17 protein-coding genes are annotated in these 17,442 nt (G+C 30.7%); 5 read left to right on the top strand and 12 right to left on the bottom strand.

Translation table 11 applies throughout. The annotated features are described in order from the left end of the window. Window positions 1–35 precede the first annotated feature (35 nt). A complete protein-coding gene (locus tag AC2D6T_RS09390) occupies window positions 36–527 on the bottom strand; it encodes a methylated-DNA--[protein]-cysteine S-methyltransferase (RefSeq protein ID WP_484681309.1) in 492 nt (163 codons plus the stop codon). A 7-nt stretch (window positions 528–534) separates the two neighbouring features. After that, a complete protein-coding gene (locus AC2D6T_RS09385) occupies window positions 535–1,299 on the bottom strand; it encodes a TatD family hydrolase (RefSeq protein ID WP_484681308.1) in 765 nt (254 codons plus the stop codon). A gap of 102 nt (window positions 1,300–1,401) precedes the next feature. Between AC2D6T_RS09385 and AC2D6T_RS09380 the strand changes: the two genes are divergently transcribed. Then, entirely contained in the window at window positions 1,402–2,757 is a 1,356-nt protein-coding gene (locus tag AC2D6T_RS09380) for a DEAD/DEAH box helicase (RefSeq protein ID WP_484681307.1), read from the top strand. A gap of 100 nt (window positions 2,758–2,857) precedes the next feature. Continuing rightward, complete coding sequence (locus AC2D6T_RS09375) at window positions 2,858–3,223, top strand: Na(+)-translocating NADH-quinone reductase subunit F (RefSeq protein ID WP_298947644.1); 366 nt, start codon at window positions 2,858–2,860, stop codon at window positions 3,221–3,223. A 181-nt stretch (window positions 3,224–3,404) separates the two neighbouring features. Here AC2D6T_RS09375 and AC2D6T_RS09370 read toward each other — a convergent pair whose 3' ends face one another. The 3 genes from AC2D6T_RS09370 to AC2D6T_RS09360 form a co-directional block, all read right to left on the bottom strand. Beyond that, window positions 3,405–4,241: a DUF6671 family protein gene (locus tag AC2D6T_RS09370; protein WP_484681306.1), complete on the bottom strand. Its 837-nt coding sequence runs from the start codon at window positions 4,239–4,241 to the stop codon at window positions 3,405–3,407. Window positions 4,242–4,256: 15 nt separating this feature from the next. Further along, complete coding sequence (locus AC2D6T_RS09365) at window positions 4,257–5,609, bottom strand: dihydroorotase (protein ID WP_484681305.1); 1,353 nt, start codon at window positions 5,607–5,609, stop codon at window positions 4,257–4,259. Window positions 5,610–5,805: 196 nt separating this feature from the next. After that, window positions 5,806–6,651: an OmpA/MotB family protein gene (locus AC2D6T_RS09360; protein ID WP_484681304.1), complete on the bottom strand. Its 846-nt coding sequence runs from the start codon at window positions 6,649–6,651 to the stop codon at window positions 5,806–5,808. A 120-nt stretch (window positions 6,652–6,771) separates the two neighbouring features. On the opposite strand from AC2D6T_RS09360, the gene AC2D6T_RS09355 reads away from it, so the two are divergent. Beyond that, on the top strand, window positions 6,772–7,758 hold the full coding sequence (locus tag AC2D6T_RS09355) for an FAD:protein FMN transferase (protein WP_484681303.1): 987 nt from the start codon (window positions 6,772–6,774) through the stop codon (window positions 7,756–7,758). Window positions 7,759–7,775: 17 nt separating this feature from the next. Here AC2D6T_RS09355 and AC2D6T_RS09350 read toward each other — a convergent pair whose 3' ends face one another. From AC2D6T_RS09350 to gpmI, 5 genes are all read right to left on the bottom strand, one after another. Next, the gene (locus tag AC2D6T_RS09350) at window positions 7,776–8,546 is read right to left on the bottom strand and encodes a class I SAM-dependent methyltransferase (RefSeq protein WP_484681302.1); all 771 of its coding nucleotides are present in this window, start codon (window positions 8,544–8,546) and stop codon (window positions 7,776–7,778) included. Between the two features lie 8 nt (window positions 8,547–8,554). After that, a complete protein-coding gene (locus tag AC2D6T_RS09345; RefSeq protein WP_484681301.1) occupies window positions 8,555–8,866 on the bottom strand; it encodes a cupin domain-containing protein in 312 nt (103 codons plus the stop codon). Further along, the gene (map, locus tag AC2D6T_RS09340; RefSeq protein WP_298947657.1) at window positions 8,867–9,676 is read right to left on the bottom strand and encodes a type I methionyl aminopeptidase; all 810 of its coding nucleotides are present in this window, start codon (window positions 9,674–9,676) and stop codon (window positions 8,867–8,869) included. Between the two features lie 367 nt (window positions 9,677–10,043). Beyond that, complete coding sequence (locus AC2D6T_RS09335) at window positions 10,044–10,577, bottom strand: thioredoxin family protein (protein ID WP_438989762.1); 534 nt, start codon at window positions 10,575–10,577, stop codon at window positions 10,044–10,046. 10 nt (window positions 10,578–10,587) lie between these two features. Continuing rightward, on the bottom strand, window positions 10,588–12,105 hold the full coding sequence (gpmI, locus tag AC2D6T_RS09330) for a 2,3-bisphosphoglycerate-independent phosphoglycerate mutase (protein ID WP_484681300.1): 1,518 nt from the start codon (window positions 12,103–12,105) through the stop codon (window positions 10,588–10,590). Between the two features lie 436 nt (window positions 12,106–12,541). Between gpmI and AC2D6T_RS09325 the strand changes: the two genes are divergently transcribed. Together AC2D6T_RS09325 and AC2D6T_RS09320 are read left to right on the top strand one after the other, a co-directional pair. Then, complete coding sequence (locus AC2D6T_RS09325; protein ID WP_347187107.1) at window positions 12,542–14,284, top strand: aromatic amino acid hydroxylase; 1,743 nt, start codon at window positions 12,542–12,544, stop codon at window positions 14,282–14,284. 18 nt (window positions 14,285–14,302) lie between these two features. Next, window positions 14,303–14,614: a rhodanese-like domain-containing protein gene (locus AC2D6T_RS09320; protein WP_298947665.1), complete on the top strand. Its 312-nt coding sequence runs from the start codon at window positions 14,303–14,305 to the stop codon at window positions 14,612–14,614. Window positions 14,615–14,811: 197 nt separating this feature from the next. On the opposite strand, the gene AC2D6T_RS09315 is transcribed toward AC2D6T_RS09320, so the two are convergent. Both AC2D6T_RS09315 and AC2D6T_RS09310 read right to left on the bottom strand, forming a co-directional pair. Then, complete coding sequence (locus tag AC2D6T_RS09315; protein ID WP_484681299.1) at window positions 14,812–15,762, bottom strand: GSCFA domain-containing protein; 951 nt, start codon at window positions 15,760–15,762, stop codon at window positions 14,812–14,814. A 91-nt stretch (window positions 15,763–15,853) separates the two neighbouring features. Further along, window positions 15,854–17,440: a DUF1501 domain-containing protein gene (locus tag AC2D6T_RS09310; RefSeq protein ID WP_347187105.1), complete on the bottom strand. Its 1,587-nt coding sequence runs from the start codon at window positions 17,438–17,440 to the stop codon at window positions 15,854–15,856. Window positions 17,441–17,442 lie beyond the last annotated feature (2 nt).

Here is a 17,442-nt window from a genome sequence, read left to right as displayed (position 1 = left end):
CGTAAAAATATGTTTTTTAATATGTAGTAACTAAATTAAAACAGCGTTTGTTGTTTTACAGGATTTTCATGTTCTAACAACCATTTTTTTCGCCAAATGCCACCATCATAACCTGTTAAAGAACCATCAGAACCTATTACTCTATGACAGGGAATAATAATCCAAAGTGGATTTTTACCATTTGCTGTGGCTACTGCTCTAATTGCTTTTGCGTCTCCTAAAGCTTTGCTTTGCGCCAAATAATTGGTGGTTTTGCCATAAGGTATGGTTAGTAAATATTTCCAAACTTTTATCTGAAATGCAGTTCCTTTAGGGTTTACAGTTAAATTAAAACTAGCTCTTTCACCTTTAAAATATTCTTCTAGTTGCACAACACAATCTTGCAAACAATAAGGTATAGATTTTTTTAAATCAGTAACAGAAACCTCTTTTACATCTAAAACAGAAACAGCTTGTATGCCGTTGGTGTCGCCTACAATTTTTGCAATACCTATGGGTGTTTTGTAGTATGTGATTTCTGTTTTCATTACTTAATTATATACCAAATATGTCTTTAGAATTCTTGGTTGTTATCGCTGCAATTTCATCAAAAGAAAGACTATAAATAGCTACTAATTTATCAATAACATTGGTTATATATGAGCTTTCATTTCTCTTTCCTCTAAATGGAGTTGGTGCTAAATAGGGTGCATCTGTTTCTAAAACAATGTGTTTTAAATCAATCTCATTTAAAAATTTATCAATTTCACCATTTTTAAACGTAACAACCCCACCAATACCTAATTTCATGTTGTAAGATATGGCTTTTTCTGCCTGTTCTTTTGTACCTGTAAAGCAATGAAAAATTCCAAATAAATCGTCTCCTTTTTCAGACTCTAAAACTTCAAAAATCTCATCAAAAGCATCTCTACAATGAATTATAATAGGTAATTTTTTTTCTTTTGCCCATTGTATTTGCATTTTAAAAGCCTCTTGCTGTTGTTTTAAAAAGGTTTTATCCCAATACAAATCGATACCAATTTCTCCAATGGCATAAAAATCTCTTTGATCTACCCATGTTTTTACGTGTGCCAATTCTTCTAAATAATTTTCTTTTACAGATGTAGGATGTAAACCCATCATTAAAAAAACATCCTTTGGAAAATTTTTTTCTAATTGCAACATGCTTTCTGTGTAAGAAGAATCGATGGCAGGAATAAAAAAACGAGAAACACCTGCATCTTTAGCACGTTGTATCATTTCTTTTTGATCTTCGTTAAATTGACTCGAATATAAATGGGTATGTGTGTCCGTAATCATTATTACCTAAGTAGTTTGATAGCAAAATTACAAATAATAACAGTCTTTAGGTAGTGTTGTAAAACATTTTATAAAACGTACCTTTGCATAAAATTTTAAAGCATGACTTTTAAAGAATTAGACTTATCTAACCAGTTGCAATATGCTATTGACGATTTGGGTTTTGAAACTCCAACACCTATTCAACAAAAAGCATTTTCTGTAGTTAGGTCTGGTAAAGATGTTGTAGGAATTGCACAAACAGGTACAGGTAAAACCTTTGCCTATATGCTGCCAATATTAAGAGATTTAAAATTTTCTAAAGAAAAACATCCTAGAATTTTAGTTTTAGTGCCTACTCGTGAACTCGTGATACAAGTGGTAGATGAAATTGAAAAACTAGCAAAATATATCAATCTACGTGTGTTAGGTGTTTACGGTGGTACCAATATTAATACACAAAAACAAGCTATTTTACAAGGACAAGATATTATTGTAGCCACTCCAGGACGTTTGTATGATTTGGGTTTAAGCAATGCTTTAAAGCTTAAAAATATTCAGAAACTTGTAATTGATGAAGTGGATGTAATGTTAGATTTAGGGTTCAGATTTCAATTAATGAACATTTTTGAAATTATTCCAGAAAGAAGACAAAACGTACTGTTTTCTGCAACGATTACAGAAGATGTAGACAATTTAATTTACGATTTTTTTAAAAATCCGCAGAAAATATCTATTGCTGTAAGTGGTACACCTTTAGAGAATATAAAACAGCAATCTTACAATGTACCTAACTTTTTTACCAAAGTAAATTTGTTAAATCATCTTTTAAAGGATAAAGAAACCTATAACAAAGTATTAATTTTTGTAGGATTTAAAAGAACTGCAGATTTGTTGTTTAAGCACTTAGAAGAAGCTTTTAACGATGAGATGTGTGTGATACATTCTAACAAAACACAAAATTACAGAATTCGTTCTATCAAACAGTTTGATGAAGGTAAAAATCGAATTTTACTGGCTACAGATGTTATGGCACGTGGTTTAGATTTTGATGAGGTTTCTCATGTTATTAATTTTGATACTCCTGATTTTCCAGAAAATTACATGCATAGAATTGGTAGAACTGGTCGTGCAGAAAAAGAAGGAGAAACATTTCTTTTTTCTACAGAAAAGGAGCAAAAAGCAAAAAATGAAATAGAAACTTTAATGGATTATACAATTCCGGTTTTAGAAATACCAGAAGAAGTAGCCATTTCTACGATGCTTACAGAAGATGAAAGGCCAAAAGAAGACAGAGAACAATCTAAAAACAGAACTGGTTTAGAGTATGTGCCTGGGCCAGCTTTTCATGAAAAAAGCGAAAAAAATAGCAAGGTAAACTTAGGAGGTTCTTATAGAAGAGAAATTGCAAAAAAATATAAGAAACCTAAAACTAGGGGAGATAAAAATTATCATAAGCGCAATAAAAAGAAAAAATAAAAGTAAAGGTCCTGATGAAAATCAGGATTAGTTCAACCTATAATATTGAATACGTTTTTTAAACTTTTCAATATTTAGTTTCACTAAAAAAAAATAAATTATGCAGGTTTTAACAGCTCAAGAGTTACATAATTTAGCAATGAATATTGTAGGCGAAAAGCTAGAGAAAATGGGGTACGAGTTTCAGGCCATAAATAGTACGTTAAAAAGACATCCGCAGTTTGTATTATTTAAAAAAGGCGAACCCACTATTTTTGTTTTGGTAAAAGCTACCAATAATTTACAAAACCCAAATGACTACGATACTATTTGGATGGAAACTTTTAAGAATCACGCAAAAAAACAGAATGCCAAAGTGTGGTTTGCTGGTGTGGGTATTGCCAATGCAGAAAGTGTAGAAAGCCCTGTGTTTAAAAACCAACCCTATTATGTGGCTTTTGAAAACTTTATAAAAATTTTGGAGTAGTTTCGTTTAACGGTCTTGTGTATGGTTAGTGGCGGATTTCGAAGCACTTAACTTTCAGTTTCGCACTTAGCTTATTAAATGCTAAAACATTATTAATGAGTATATAACCGCCATTAACTATATGCCCTGTTAGCTGCTTTGTTTCTATTTTACGCATTATCATTTCAATTTTTCTAACTAATTATGGGTTGCAATAATCACAATACATGGGGTCTTCGCTTGTTTTTTTATGCGGGTACATTTCTTCTTTTGTAAATTGACAATGTTGACAAATATAAATATAGCTTAATGTCGAATTGGTTGCTGAACCGCATAAGCTACATTCTAGTCCTTTTTTTGCGTCTGTCATTCCAAAACCTGGAATATTGCATTGAGGGCAGCAAGAATTTACCTTGGCAACTAATTTCTTGGCTGTATTTTCAATCACAGACATTCGGCTCGGGTTGTACATTGCCCTCATATCGGTTTCAGCGTAAACCCCGTTGAATTTTTTATGCAGTAAATGGAATGCTTTTTTTAAGTCTTGTAATTTTGTAATGCCTTTAATTATATCGTTGTTGTCTTTTTTTGATCTGCGAAGTATGAGTCCGTGAGATGGAAATTTTACTGCTTCAGCAAATTCTAAAAGGTCTTTTTCATTTTCAATTTCACTACCATTGAAATTGGTTTCCATACTCAGTTCTCTGGCGATTATTTCTAAGTTGTTCTTTTTGTCAATGAATATTAAAAACTCGTCATCTGCACTTGCAAAAAATATTGTTGGATGAGAGCCGAAAGAACCTTCACTTGCCACACCCAAATCGCAGTTACTCAGTTCCATAGCTGAAAGGCATTTTTGCCTAGCAGTTGCTATAGGGTCAAGTTTCCTTTCAATCTCTCCTGTAAAAGTCCCCAATGTATCCGTGTCGAATGTTTCATCTGTAAAACACCTTACTCCCAAACCTTTTTCAAGAATTGGTGCGATTACACTTTCCTTTTTGTGCTTAGTGGCAATGATTAATTTTCTACCGTTGAACATAAGGCGATAATCTCTTTAATTTGATTGTGTTGTTATCGTTATTTCCATTCCTTTAATTGTTTCGTTAAATCTTCCATTATCGTACACCAAATTTCCATTCACAAACGTTTGTTTGATTGCCGTTAGAAATGTCGTCCCTTCTAATGGCGACCAACCGCATTTGTACAAAAGATTGTCTTTAGTGACTGTCCATTTGCTGTTTAAATCCACCAAGGTCAAGTCGGCAAAATAGCCTTCTCGGATAAATCCTCTTTTAGTCATCTTGTATAGAATCGCAGGATTGTGGCACATCTTCTCAACTATTTTTTCTAACGATATTAAGTCTTGCTTATAAAATTCCAACATACAATTCAAAGAGTGTTGAACCATTGGCGCTCCTGACATTGATTGAAAGTAAGGTTGCTCTTTTTCTTCCAAAGTATGAGGTGCGTGGTCGGTTGTAAGAATATCAATTCTGTCGTCAAGTAATGCTTTTAATAAACCTTTTTTGTCTTTTTCTGTCTTTATTGCCGGATTCCACTTTATAAGCATTCCAAGTTGGTCATAATCTTTGTCTGAAAACCATAAATGATGTACAGAAACCTCAGTAGTTATTTTTTTCTCTTTTAAAGGAATGTTATTTTGAAAAAGGTGTGTTTCTGCTTCTGTTGTTAAATGTAAAATATGTAGTCGAGCATTGTGTTTTTTGGCGATTTCAATTGCACGTTTACTAGCTTCAAAACAGCCTTCTGTATTTCTAATAATTGGATGGAATTTTGCGGGTACATCTTCTCCGTACTTTTTTATAAAAGCCTTTTCGTTTGCCTCTACGATTTCTTCTTTTTCAGAATGAATTGCAATAATGGATTTGCAGTTAGCGAATAGTTTCTCCATTTTTTCTGGACTGTCAGCCAATAGATTTCCTTTTTTGGTAAAGTATAAGCCGTCATCAGAAACGCCAATAAATTGGCTGGTATCCATCTTAATTACATCATCAATATTATCTCCGTTTACACCAAGGAAAAACGAATAGTTTGCTAAAGATTTTTGGGATGCAATATCATATTTTTCTCTTAGGCTCTCAACATTCAAAATATTCGGAACAGTATTTGGCATATCAATAAAAGAAGTTACGCCACCCGCTATGGCTGCTTTGCTTTCGGTATATAAATCTCCTTTGTGTGTAAGTCCGGGGTCTCTAAAATGAACTTGTCCGTCAATAATCCCCGGGAATAGGTGTTTTCCTGTTCCGTCAATTATTTTGTGAGTTGCTTCACTATCAATATTTCCAATTTTCTCAATTAGTCCGTCTGATAAAAGTACATCAGTGACATATGATTTCCCTTCATTTACTATTGTCGAATTCTTAATTAAAATACTCTGGTTCATTCTTAATTTTCTGTGATTGGTGTTGGTTCTTTTTCATTGCAGCTAACTAATATGATATGGAACGTTTTAATGTTTTATATCAAAAGTTAAACAAATTTAGTGGTTTTTATAAGAAAGAAAAAATTTGGTAATTCTATGAAAAACAAAAAAAACCACTCAGATTTGAGTGGCTTTAACATATTTTAAAACTAAATAATTATTTAGCATCTTGCTCTAACAAATCAAAAAACTGATTTAATCTAGGCATAATAATTATTTTGGTTCTTCTGTTTTTTCCTTTATTTTCAGGAGAGTTGTTTGGTACTAAAGGCACGTATTGGCTTCTACCAGCAGCAATTAATCTTTGTGGTTGTACACCAAATTTGTATTGTAATATTCTAGTAATAGAAGTTGCTCTTAAAGCAGATAAATCCCAGTTGTCTTGTATTAAATTTCTTTTAATTGGTGTAGCATCTGTATGTCCTTCAATCATTACATCCATTTCTGGTTGATCGTTTACTACTTTAGCTATTTTTTCTAATACAGTATATGCATTGTCAGTTACGTTGTAGCTTCCGCTTTTAAATAATAATTTATCAGAAATAGAAATAAATACGACTGTTTTTTCTACATTAACTTCAATGTCTTTATCTTGTATACCTTCTGTTAAGTTTTTAGTTAAGTGGTATTTAATGGCCAAGTTAAGAGAATCTTTCTGCGTCATTGCATCTCTAATTCCGTTGATATATTTGTCTTTTTCACTTAATTGAGAAATAACACTTTTAATATTATCAGAAGAAGACTGCGTTAAAACCGTTAAGTCTTCTACTTGTTTTAAAGCTGTCTTTTTATCTTGTTTTAAATACTTTACTTGCTCTTTTAAAGCAAACATTTGTGCATCTTCTTTTTCACTGTCAATTAAACATTTCTGTAAATTGGTTTTTACAGCTAATAATTCTTTTTCAGTTTTTTGTTTTTCTGTTTGTAATGCAACAAATTCTTTTTTAGAAACACAAGAACTTAGTATTACTGTAGCTAATAAGATAAATGATATTTTCTTCATTATAAATAGGCTTAATGATTTTTATTTCTACAAATTTAACAAATTAGACGAATTAAAAGTACGATTAACAAGAATTTGTGAAAAAATTATATTGTATTTTTGTTACCATAACATTTCTTTATGAAACAACTATATTTTCTAATAATTTTTAGTGCAACTTTATTTTTTTTTAGTTGTAATAAAAAAGTAGATTTATCTGATTACACTCTAAAAGGAGCTGTTTTTGGCACCACTTATAAAATTACCTATTTAAATGCAGATAAAAGTTATCAAAAAGACATAGATAGTTTGTTTTTAAAAATAAACAACTCACTTTCTACTTACCTCCCTAATTCTGCAATATCTAAAATAAATCAAGGAGATACAGCCGTTGTTGTAGACGATTATTTTATAGAAGTTTTTAAAAAATCTAAAAGAATATTTAAAGAAACTAATGGTTATTTTGATCCTACAGTTGGTAATTTGGTTAATGCTTGGGGTTTTGGTCCAAAGAATCAAAAAAAAGACTTAAACCAAGATGAGGTAAAGGCGGCAATGCAGTTTGTGGGATTGCAAATGGTTTCGTTAAAGAACCATCAAATTATAAAGAAATATCCAGAAATTTATTTAGATTTTAACTCTATTGCAAAAGGTTTTGGTATCGATGTGGTAGCAAGATTTTTAGAAAAAAACAACATACAAAGTTATTTAATAGAAATTGGAGGAGAGATTCGAACAAAAGGCCTAAAAACAGCAAACAAACCTTGGGTGATAAAGTTGGTAAACCCAATAAATACAACTACTGGCTTTAAAAAAATAAACTTATCTAATAAGGCTATGGCTACTTCTGGAAACTACAGAAAATTTAGAATTACTGATGCTGGTAAAAAATATGTACATACTATTAACCCAATAACAGGTTTGGCTAAAGAGAGTAACATGTTAAGTGTTTCTGTAATAGCTAGTTTAGATTGTGCAGATGTAGATGCTTATGCAACAGCATTTATGGCAATGGGTTTAGAGAAAACAAAATCATTTTTAAAGAATAACCCTCAGCTTAAAGTGGTTTTATTGTACGTAAATACTGATCATAATTTAGAAGAATTCTCTAATTACACCTACGAATAGGTATCTATTTCTGTCGTTTATTTGTAACATACAGGAAGTATTTCATGCTTCATCAAACAAAATTGTTCTCGTTTTTCTGGTGCGATTTTTTTTGTGTAATCCACTTCATCTACCTTAAAACCAACAGCTCTTAACTTATCAAAATAATCTTTACCATATACTCTTACATGATCATATTGACCAAAAATTTTAGCACGTTCTTTTTTATCTGTAATTGTATTATCTTCAAAAGTGGTTGCTCTAGATAAATCTTGCGGAATTTGAAAAATACCCAGTCCACCAGGTTTTAAAACACGGTATAATTCTTGCATTGCTTTTTTATCATCAGGTATATGTTCTAAAACATGATTACAAAAAACAACATCAAATTCACTTTCTTTAAAGGGTAAATCGCAAATATCTGCTTTTACATCTGCAATAGGAGATTCTAAATCTGAGGTAATATACTCTAAGTTTTTTTGCTTTTTAAAAATATCTAAAAAACACTGTTCTGGTGCAATGTGTAATGTTTTTAGCTTTTTTGTTGATGTAAAAAAATCGGTTTCATCTTTTAGGAAAAGCCACATTAATCTGTGTCTTTCTAATGATAACGTTGATGGAGAAAGTGCATTTTCGCGCTGCTTTCCATATCCGTAAGGTAAAAATTTACGAAAAGATTTACCATCAATTGGATCTGTGTAGGTATTGCCTTTTAAAGCAAATGCAATAATAGGTCTAACCAAGTAACTAACTTTTATCAACCAAGGTCTTGGCACCGTGTTTAGTATGGATTTGAAAACAGTTTTCAATAGGAATATTATTTATATTCTTCTCTAACAGGACAAAAGACATCGGTAATCTTACAATCGGTTAAAGCTTTACCTGAGTGTTTTGCAAATGAAGGAATTTTTAAAATAGAGCCTGGAGTATAAATCTGTGTTATTCCATTAACAGTCATTTCAAATTTACCTTCCATAACTTGAGTGGTTTGCTCACTAAAATGGGAATGTTCTGGAAGTTCAGAATCTTTTTTTACCTCCCAAAAAGCAATTGTAAAAGTTTCCATATGAACAAAGCGTCCATTAAAGCCTTTTATAATTTCTTTGGGATTGATGTCTTTAATTTCCATTTATAATTTTTGTCTAAATTCCTCTTCTTCATCAGTTTCTATGCCTAACGCTTCATGTACATGTTTAAAAGTAGAAAGTAATTCTGGTTTCCCATTTAGAATAGCTACATCGTGTTCAAAATGTGCAGAGGGTTTGCCATCTAACGTGGTAATTGTCCAACCATCATTATGTTGTTTTATTTTATGCGTACCTAAATTTGTCATAGGTTCAATGGCTACAACCATCCCTTCTACAAACTTTTTTCCTCTTCCTCTTTTACCATAATTGGGCATGTTTGGGTCTTCGTGCATCTTTCTTCCTAAACCATGACCAACCAACTCTCTTACGACACCATAACCATGATCTTCTGTGAATTTTTGAATGGCATAACCTACATCTCCAACTCTGTTACCAACTTTAAATTCGCGAATACCCACATATAGACTCTCTCTAGTTACGTCTAATAATTTTCTAGTTTCATCAGCAATTTCTCCAATGGCAAAGGTATAGGCATGATCTCCATAAAAACCATTTTTTTTAGCACCACAATCTATAGAAATAATATCTCCTTCTTTTAAAGGGTCTTTATTTGGTATTCCATGAACTACTTGAGAGTTTGGACTCATACAAAGTGTATTTGGAAAATCGTACAAACCTAAAAAACCAGGAATTGCACCTTCTGCTCTAATAAAATCTTCAGCTAATTTATCTAAATATAAGGTGGAAACTCCAGGTTTTATTTCTTTGGCAAGCATGCCCAATGTTCTAGAAACAATTAATGCACTTTCGCGCATAATTTCTATTTCTTCTTTGGTTTTAATTTTAATCATGTTAAAAAAAATTGAAGGGCAAAGTTACTATATTTTAAAGAAATTAGGTGAAAATGATTGTTGTTTGAAGACAGATAAAAAATCTTTTTTCTTTTTTAGTGCTGGGTCGTAATTAAAAATTTGTTTGTTACTATTTGTCCAGCCAAAAAAAATAGCAATATTTCTATCGTTTATAAAAACATTTACATTAATTTTTCTGTTATATTTTTTATCAAAATTTTTTTCTGAAAAACTTTTATTTACAATTTAAAAGCAATACCATTTGCCTAATGTTTCAAAAGTAAATCATTGTGTTTTGCCAATTTTAGCTTACGCATCTTTTACAATGGCATTCTTAAATTTAAGGCAATAATTATATTGCCGGAATTTACTTACTTCTGTCGTAAGAATGTTTATAAGGTTGTTCTGTAACAATTTTTAAGATATCTGTTTCTAGATTTTTCCTTGCATATTCTACATAACGCCCAATTTCTTTACCCTCTTTATAAAAAATAAATGTGGGTACTCTTTTAATATTTAAGCCTTCTTGTAAATTATCTGGTGTTTTTTTAGAACGATTTACCGTAACTAAATCTAAATTTTTAAAATTAAAACCTGCTAATTCTAAAATTTTATAAAAACGAGGTGTTTCTCTTTTACTATCTCCACACCATGTGCCCATAAAACCTTTAATTTTGACATCTTTCAGTTCTTTTTTTAAGGCAGAAATTGTAGCTTCATCTGGTTTGTAATTGTCAAAATTTTTAGTAAACCAGGTGTTGTATGGTGCTTGCAAAAAAGATTCTTTATTGGCAAAACCAACCAAGTCTCCAGATTTGTTTTTTGTAGCAGTAATTTTTTGTTGTACACTGCTACAAGAAATTAGTGCTACTGAAAAAAATAAGATGAATATATATTTCATTGTTTTTAAATTATAGTAAAGAATGTTGTGTCATTTCTTTTGGTTGTTCTACCCCCATTAATTCTAATATAGTTGGTGCAATATCACCTAAAATACCACTTTTTATCGATTTTATTTCTTCATCAATTAAAATGAAAGGTACAGGATTGGTTGTATGTGCTGTATGAGGTGATCCATCAGGATTCATCATAGTTTCACAATTACCATGATCTGCAATTAGCAATGTAGAATATCCATTTTTTAAACCAGTTTCTATAACTGCTTGTGCACAATTATCTACAGCTTCACATGCTTTTATTGCAGCTTCCATAATACCTGTGTGACCAACCATGTCTCCATTCGCAAAATTTAAACACACAAAATCTGCATCTCCTTTTTCTAAATCGTTACACAAGGCTTCTTTTAATTCGTAAGCACTCATTTCTGGTTTTAAATCGTATGTTGCTACTTTTGGCGAATTTCTTAAAATTCTAGATTCGCCTTCAAAAGGTGCTTCTTGTCCACCAGAAAAGAAAAAAGTAACGTGTGGATATTTTTCTGTTTCTGCAATTCTAATCTGTTTTTTACCAGCTTTAGAAAGTACTTCGCCTAAGGTGTTTTTAATATTATCGTTATTATAAATTACATTTATCCCTTTAAAACTCTCGTCATATAAGGTAATAGTTGTAAAATATAAATCTAGTTTTTTCATGCCAAATTCTGGAAAATCGTTTTGAGATAACGCATTGGTTAACTCTCTACCTCTGTCTGTTCTATAGTTAAAAAACAACACAACATCACCCTCTTTTATTTGTGCTTTTGGTGAACCCTCTGCATTGGTTACCACAATTGGTTTATGAAACTCGTCTGTTAAACCAGCTTCATAATTTTTGTTGATAGTTGCAATTACGTCTGTCGTTTTTTCTCCAACTCCGTTTACAACTCCATCATAAGCTTCTTTTACACGTTCCCATCTATTATCTCTATCCATAGCATAATAACGTCCAGTAACAGTAGCCAATTCTCCTGTACTTTCTTTCATGTATTCTTGAATATCATTTATAAAATACGTACCAGATTTAGGGTCGCAATCTCTACCGTCTGTAAAAGCATGCAAATACACATTATCTACTTGGTTTTCTTTAGCAACATCTAAAATACCTTTTAAGTGATTGATGTGTGCATGGATACCACCATTTGAAACCAAACCTAATAAATGTATATCTTTATTATGTTCTTTGGCATATTGTAAAGTGTCTAACAATACTTTTTCTTTGCCTAAAGATTTTTCTTCTACAGCTTTATTAATTCTTGCTAAGTTTTGATATACAATTCTACCAGCACCTAAATTCATGTGTCCAACCTCAGAATTTCCCATTTGTCCTTCTGGTAAACCAACATTTAAACCATCTGTTCTTAATTCGGCATTAGGATATTTATCATATAAACCGTTAATAAATGGTGTTTTTGCATTGTAAATAGCAGATACTTTTCGGTCTTGGGTGATGCCCCATCCATCCAAAATCATTAAAATTACTTTCTTATTCATTATTCTATAAATTGAACAGTAAAAATAAGAAAGATTTTTTTCTTTTTTTTAAGATTCTACGAAACCGATAAAGTAAATACAAATACAAAGTAATAATAGAATAATAGCTGATTTTTTATAGAAAAGTAAATTATTTTTTTGGTATTATTTTAATTTTTCTGAGCTCTTTTGTAGGAGCTTTTACAGAGAAGTATAATTCTGAGGGTATCCTATTTTCAAAGTTTTTTATTTTTTCAAAAGTAGAAATACGATTTCTCTTATTTGCTTTTAAACTAGCAATCTTATGTGTAATAAAACCTTACTTAACTATAATGTTAAATATATAGGAGAAAGTAGTGTAAAATAACAAATTACTAAAAAAACGTTTTTTTAACGCTTTTTAAATGAAGTATTTTTATTTTTATAAGTAATTTTGTGATAATAATTCAATATTTAGATGATTATGCACTTTCAACTGAATGATGTTACCAAAAAACTCCCAAAGCACTTACATAAATTTATTGTAAAACAACCTTATGATGAATATACAGCACAAAACCAAGCTGTTTGGCGTTATGTAATGCGCATGAATGTAAATTATTTGCGTAAAGTTGCTCATAAATCTTATTTAGAGGGTTTAGATAAAACAGGAATTTCAATTGACGAAATACCACATATGGAGGGCATGAATCGTATTTTAAAAGACATTGGTTGGGCAGCCGTTTCTGTAGATGGTTTTATACCACCCAATGCTTTTATGGAGTTTCAAGCTTACAATGTTTTGGTAATTGCTTCAGATATGAGAACTATTAACCATATAGAATATACCCCTGCACCAGATATTATTCACGAAGCTGCAGGGCATGCACCTATTATTGCAAATCCAGAATATGCAGAATATTTAAGACGTTTTGGCGAAATTGGTAACAAAGCAATATCGTCTGCCAAAGATTACGAAATGTATGAGGCAATTAGACTTTTATCCATATTAAAAGAAAACCCGAATGCTACTGAAAAAGAAATTCAAGAAGCGCAAAATGCAGTAGAATATTTACAGGAAAATATGGGCGAATTGTCTGAAATGGATCAAATTAGAAATTTACATTGGTGGACAGTAGAGTATGGGTTAATTGGCACGGTAGAACAGCCAAAAATTTACGGAGCAGGTTTGCTCTCATCAATAGGAGAAAGTGCTTGGTGCATGCAAGAAAAAGTTAAAAAAGTACCCTATACCATAGAAGCTGCAAACATAAATTTTGATATCACAAAACCACAACCACAATTATTTGTAACTCCAAATTTTGCCCATTTAAGCTTGGTTTTAGAACAATTTGCCAATACAATGGCAATTCGTAAAGGAGGTTTAAAAGGCATACAAAAGTTAATCAATTCTAAAAATTTAGGAACAATAGAGCTAAGTACAGGAATCCAAATTTCGGGTATTTTTACAGAGGTAATAGAAGATGATAATGGTAAACCCATTTACTTTAAAACCCAGGGAAATACAGCATTGTCTAATAGAGATAAAGAGTTAATTGGCCATGGAATAGAACATCATAAAAAAGGTTATGGAAGCCCCATAGGAAAGTTAAAAGGTATTAACATTGCTATCGAAAATATGAGTCCAAGAGATTTAGAGGCTTATCAAATCTATGAAGGTAAAAGAATTACTTTGGTTTTTGAGGGAGGTGTAAAAGTAGAAGGAAATGTAATTACAGGTACAAGAGATTTAAGAGGTAAAATATTAATAATAACTTTTAAAAATTGTACGGTAACTTGTAAAGATAAAGTATTGTTTCAGCCAAATTGGGGTTTGTATCATATGGCAGTTGGTAAAGAAGTAGTTTCTGCTTACTCAGGTGCTGCAGATATAAATTCTTTTAAAGATATTACAGAGGTTTCTAAAACCAAAACACACAAAATAAAATATACAGATAAAGAAAGAGAATTATACACACTTTATAGTAATGTAAGAAAAATGAGAGCAAAAAAAACAGTGACAGAAGAGAAATTAACTGTAATATATAATCAATTAAAAAATAATTTTTCTAATGATTGGTTGCTCTTTTTAGAATTGTATGAATTAGCTTTGCAGCATAATTTTTCTATTCAACAAGAATTATTAGTAGCTTTACAAAAATTAAAATGTAACAAAAGCTACACAAAACTGATTGAAAATGGATTAACTTTGTGCCAATAAATTATAAATAAATAAAACATGGGTTTATTTGACATGTTTAAACGAAAAGACATGAGTGCAGAAATTAAAGAATACTTAGCCAAAGACGCAGTAATTTTAGATGTTAGAACTTTAGCAGAATGGAATGAAGGTCATATAGAACAGGCAAAAAACATTGTATTAAATTTAATACCTTTAGAAATAGAACAAATAAAAGCTTGGAAAAAACCTGTTATAGCAGTTTGTAGAAGTGGCGCTAGAAGCGGACAAGCTACCCAGTTTTTAACTCAAAATGGTGTAGATGTAATTAATGGTGGGCCTTGGCAAAATGTTGCGAAACATTTAGAATAATTTTGCCATTTTTTTTATTGTTAAAAAGTATAATAGAGACAACAAATATACTTACTAAAGCTCCTGTTTATAACGTTAATATTTTTTCAAACATCTTACAAAGATTTAGTTTAAGAGGATAAAATAGAAAACAGCTAAATAAAGTTTCTTTTTTGAGCTTTTATTACTCTTTCTGTTTTACTCTCTACTTGTATTTTTTAAAATTTAATAAACGGAAATTGCTTTGTGAGTTTTTCTTTTTTAAATTCTAAATTTTTTAAAAACTGCTGATGTTGCTCTGATTTTTCATTAAAAGGTTTGTGATAAATTCCTTTTTGAATGTTTTCTACTTCCTGTAAGGTTGAAAGTGCATCTTGAGTTAACCAAGTGTTTACAAATTTTTCCCAAATGTAATTGATCGCAGTTTTGTTGGGATGAATCATGTCTTCTGTGTAAAAACGATAATCACGCAACTCATCCATCATAATTTCAAAACTTGGAAAATAGTAGGTTTTATTTTTTAGGTTAATTGTATGATGTATGGCTGCAATTAAATGACTTTTACTCTGTGTATTTTCTACAAATCCATCCTTTAAATGTCTTACAGGAGAAACTGTAAAAAGGATAGTTGCATTTTTGTTGATACTTTTAATTAACGCAGAAATGGCCTCTAGACTTTCAGAAATTTCATTAACAGATAAGATTTCTTTTAAAAATTTTTTTTGTGGTATTTTATGGCAATTGGCAACAATTTTATCACGTTCTATAAAACGATATACCCAAGAAGTACCCAATGTAATACTAATATGTGTAGCTTCTAAAAGTGCTTTTCTTGTTTTTTCTAATGATGTGTTTAGGTTCTTTAAAAGCTCGTTTTTAGAACTTTTACTTATGCTAGAATGTGCATCAAAACAATGCCAACGTTCGTTTTGAAAAATAAAATCATCCTCGGCATACATTTTTAAGTTGATGGCTCTAGTAATTAAATTTTCAATAGCTTTTGGATGAAATAAAATACCAAAAGGATTTTGAGTTACTTGAAACTTATAATACCCCAACTTATTACCAATATTTTCTGAGAAACAAGAGCCGAGTAAAACAATTTTAGACGAATAATCAATTGCATTTTTAGTTTCTTTTTTTAAAAAAAGTTGGGTTTGTAAGTTCATTTTAAAAACAAAATATTTTTATAATAAATATATATAAATAAGTAAAAGTGTAATATAACCTAAAATTATTTAAAAAGTATAACTCATTATTTTAATACTTAACCAATTTCTTAGTTTTAGAAATGTTTTTAGTTTGAAAGTTAATAAAATAATTCCCTTTAGGGAGTTGTTGTATGTCTACAACTAAAGTATGTTGTGCGGTTGTGTAATTTTTATTGATAATATTTTTTACAACTGCACCAATTGTGTTGTACAGGGTTATTTTTACAGTCTCATTATTTCCTGTAAATTTAATAGAAATACTATGTGATGCAGGGTTTGGATAAACGTTAATATCTAATATTTCTTCTAAAAAGTCATTAGTAGAAAGAGCTGCAGAACAGCCAGATTTAAATAGTGGTAAAGTATTAAAATTTTTAAATAACACAGAATCTACGTTTGTTTTAGAACCCCCCATCCAATCAGTTAAAATAGTGCTGTAAATATTTCTAAAATCATATTGCATTGGCACGCCCTCTTTGATATCTACTTGTGTGTCAATTTCTGGAGTATCACCTAAAATTTGGTTTTTAGCACAAGAACCAAATAAAAACAGAGGAGCTGCAGTACCATGATCTGTACCTAAACCTCCATTAGATCTAATTCTTCTCCCAAATTCAGAGTAAGTCATCCCCATTACTTTTTTATCAATTCCTAAAAGTTGTAAATCATCTTGAAAAGCGGCAATTGCATCTGACAACTCCTTTAATAAACTTCCATGTCTTCCTGTTTTTTTATCTACATCAATTATTTGATTGTCATGTGTGTCAAAACCACCCAACTGAACAATGTATACTTTTGTTTTTAAGCCTCCAGATATTAATCTTGCTACATTTTTTAGTTTACCGGCTAATTTGTTTTTATTGCTAGTGGTATATTTTTCTGATAAGTTGTTTCCTTTGTTAGAAGCTGTTTTAATTGCATCTGCATAGGCGTTTGTTTGCTTTACAGTATTGTTTACAAATGTTAAAGCATCTCCATAACAGTTATTTGGTATGTTACCTGAATTGGCAGCAAAAGCAGTTCCAGGATTTTCTGGATCTGACAAAGCCATAGAAAAATTAATATTTGGCCCTTGGCACGTTTCTGAAACAATTTTGCCAACAGTTATAGCAAATGGATCTGGGTTTTCTGTATTTGGATAATTTTCTGGAAATTCTGAATGATTTTCATTAAAAAAACGTCCTAACCAGCCAGATGAAACATAGTCTTCTGAATCTGAGGCAGAATTCCAAATATCTGTAGATCTAAAATGACTTCTATTTTGGTCTGGATAACCAACATTTTGTACAATCCCTAATTTTTCTTCATCATACATTTTTTTCATACCCATCATAGATGGATGTAAACAGTTTTCATCATGTAGAGTCAATAACTCGTTTTCTGGAATGATAATATTAGAACGTACGCTTTGTAAATTATCATATTGATTGAGATTAAAAACCGTATTTAAACCATCATTACCACCTTGTAATTGAATCAAAACTAAAATGTTTTCATTATCTTCTAAAAAACTATATTCCTTTGGCTTTTGATTGGCAAATAGTGAAAAACCATTTAATGTTAATGGTAAAGAAGCAGAAGCAATGGTGCTTAGTTTTATAAAATCCCTTCTATTTAATTTTACTGTCTTTTTCATTA

Source organism: Polaribacter sp. YIW18 (genome assembly GCF_057219325.1).
The sequence above is the reverse complement of the archived record's forward strand: the minus strand, read 5'-3'. Positions and strand labels throughout refer to the sequence as shown.

Coding starts and splice junctions, on each gene's coding strand:
- AC2D6T_RS09390 (WP_484681309.1), bottom strand. CDS start 527: ATGAAAACAGAAATCACATACTACAAAACACCCATAGGTATTGCAAAA.
- AC2D6T_RS09385 (WP_484681308.1), bottom strand. CDS start 1,299: ATGATTACGGACACACATACCCATTTATATTCGAGTCAATTTAACGAA.
- AC2D6T_RS09380 (WP_484681307.1), top strand. CDS start 1,402: ATGACTTTTAAAGAATTAGACTTATCTAACCAGTTGCAATATGCTATT.
- AC2D6T_RS09375 (WP_298947644.1), top strand. CDS start 2,858: ATGCAGGTTTTAACAGCTCAAGAGTTACATAATTTAGCAATGAATATT.
- AC2D6T_RS09370 (WP_484681306.1), bottom strand. CDS start 4,241: ATGTTCAACGGTAGAAAATTAATCATTGCCACTAAGCACAAAAAGGAA.
- AC2D6T_RS09365 (WP_484681305.1), bottom strand. CDS start 5,609: ATGAACCAGAGTATTTTAATTAAGAATTCGACAATAGTAAATGAAGGG.
- AC2D6T_RS09360 (WP_484681304.1), bottom strand. CDS start 6,651: ATGAAGAAAATATCATTTATCTTATTAGCTACAGTAATACTAAGTTCT.
- AC2D6T_RS09355 (WP_484681303.1), top strand. CDS start 6,772: ATGAAACAACTATATTTTCTAATAATTTTTAGTGCAACTTTATTTTTT.
- AC2D6T_RS09345 (WP_484681301.1), bottom strand. CDS start 8,866: ATGGAAATTAAAGACATCAATCCCAAAGAAATTATAAAAGGCTTTAAT.
- map (WP_298947657.1), bottom strand. CDS start 9,676: ATGATTAAAATTAAAACCAAAGAAGAAATAGAAATTATGCGCGAAAGT.
- AC2D6T_RS09335 (WP_438989762.1), bottom strand. CDS start 10,577: ATGAAATATATATTCATCTTATTTTTTTCAGTAGCACTAATTTCTTGT.
- gpmI (WP_484681300.1), bottom strand. CDS start 12,105: ATGAATAAGAAAGTAATTTTAATGATTTTGGATGGATGGGGCATCACC.
- AC2D6T_RS09325 (WP_347187107.1), top strand. CDS start 12,542: ATGATTATGCACTTTCAACTGAATGATGTTACCAAAAAACTCCCAAAG.
- AC2D6T_RS09320 (WP_298947665.1), top strand. CDS start 14,303: ATGGGTTTATTTGACATGTTTAAACGAAAAGACATGAGTGCAGAAATT.
- AC2D6T_RS09315 (WP_484681299.1), bottom strand. CDS start 15,762: ATGAACTTACAAACCCAACTTTTTTTAAAAAAAGAAACTAAAAATGCA.
- AC2D6T_RS09310 (WP_347187105.1), bottom strand. CDS start 17,440: ATGAAAAAGACAGTAAAATTAAATAGAAGGGATTTTATAAAACTAAGC.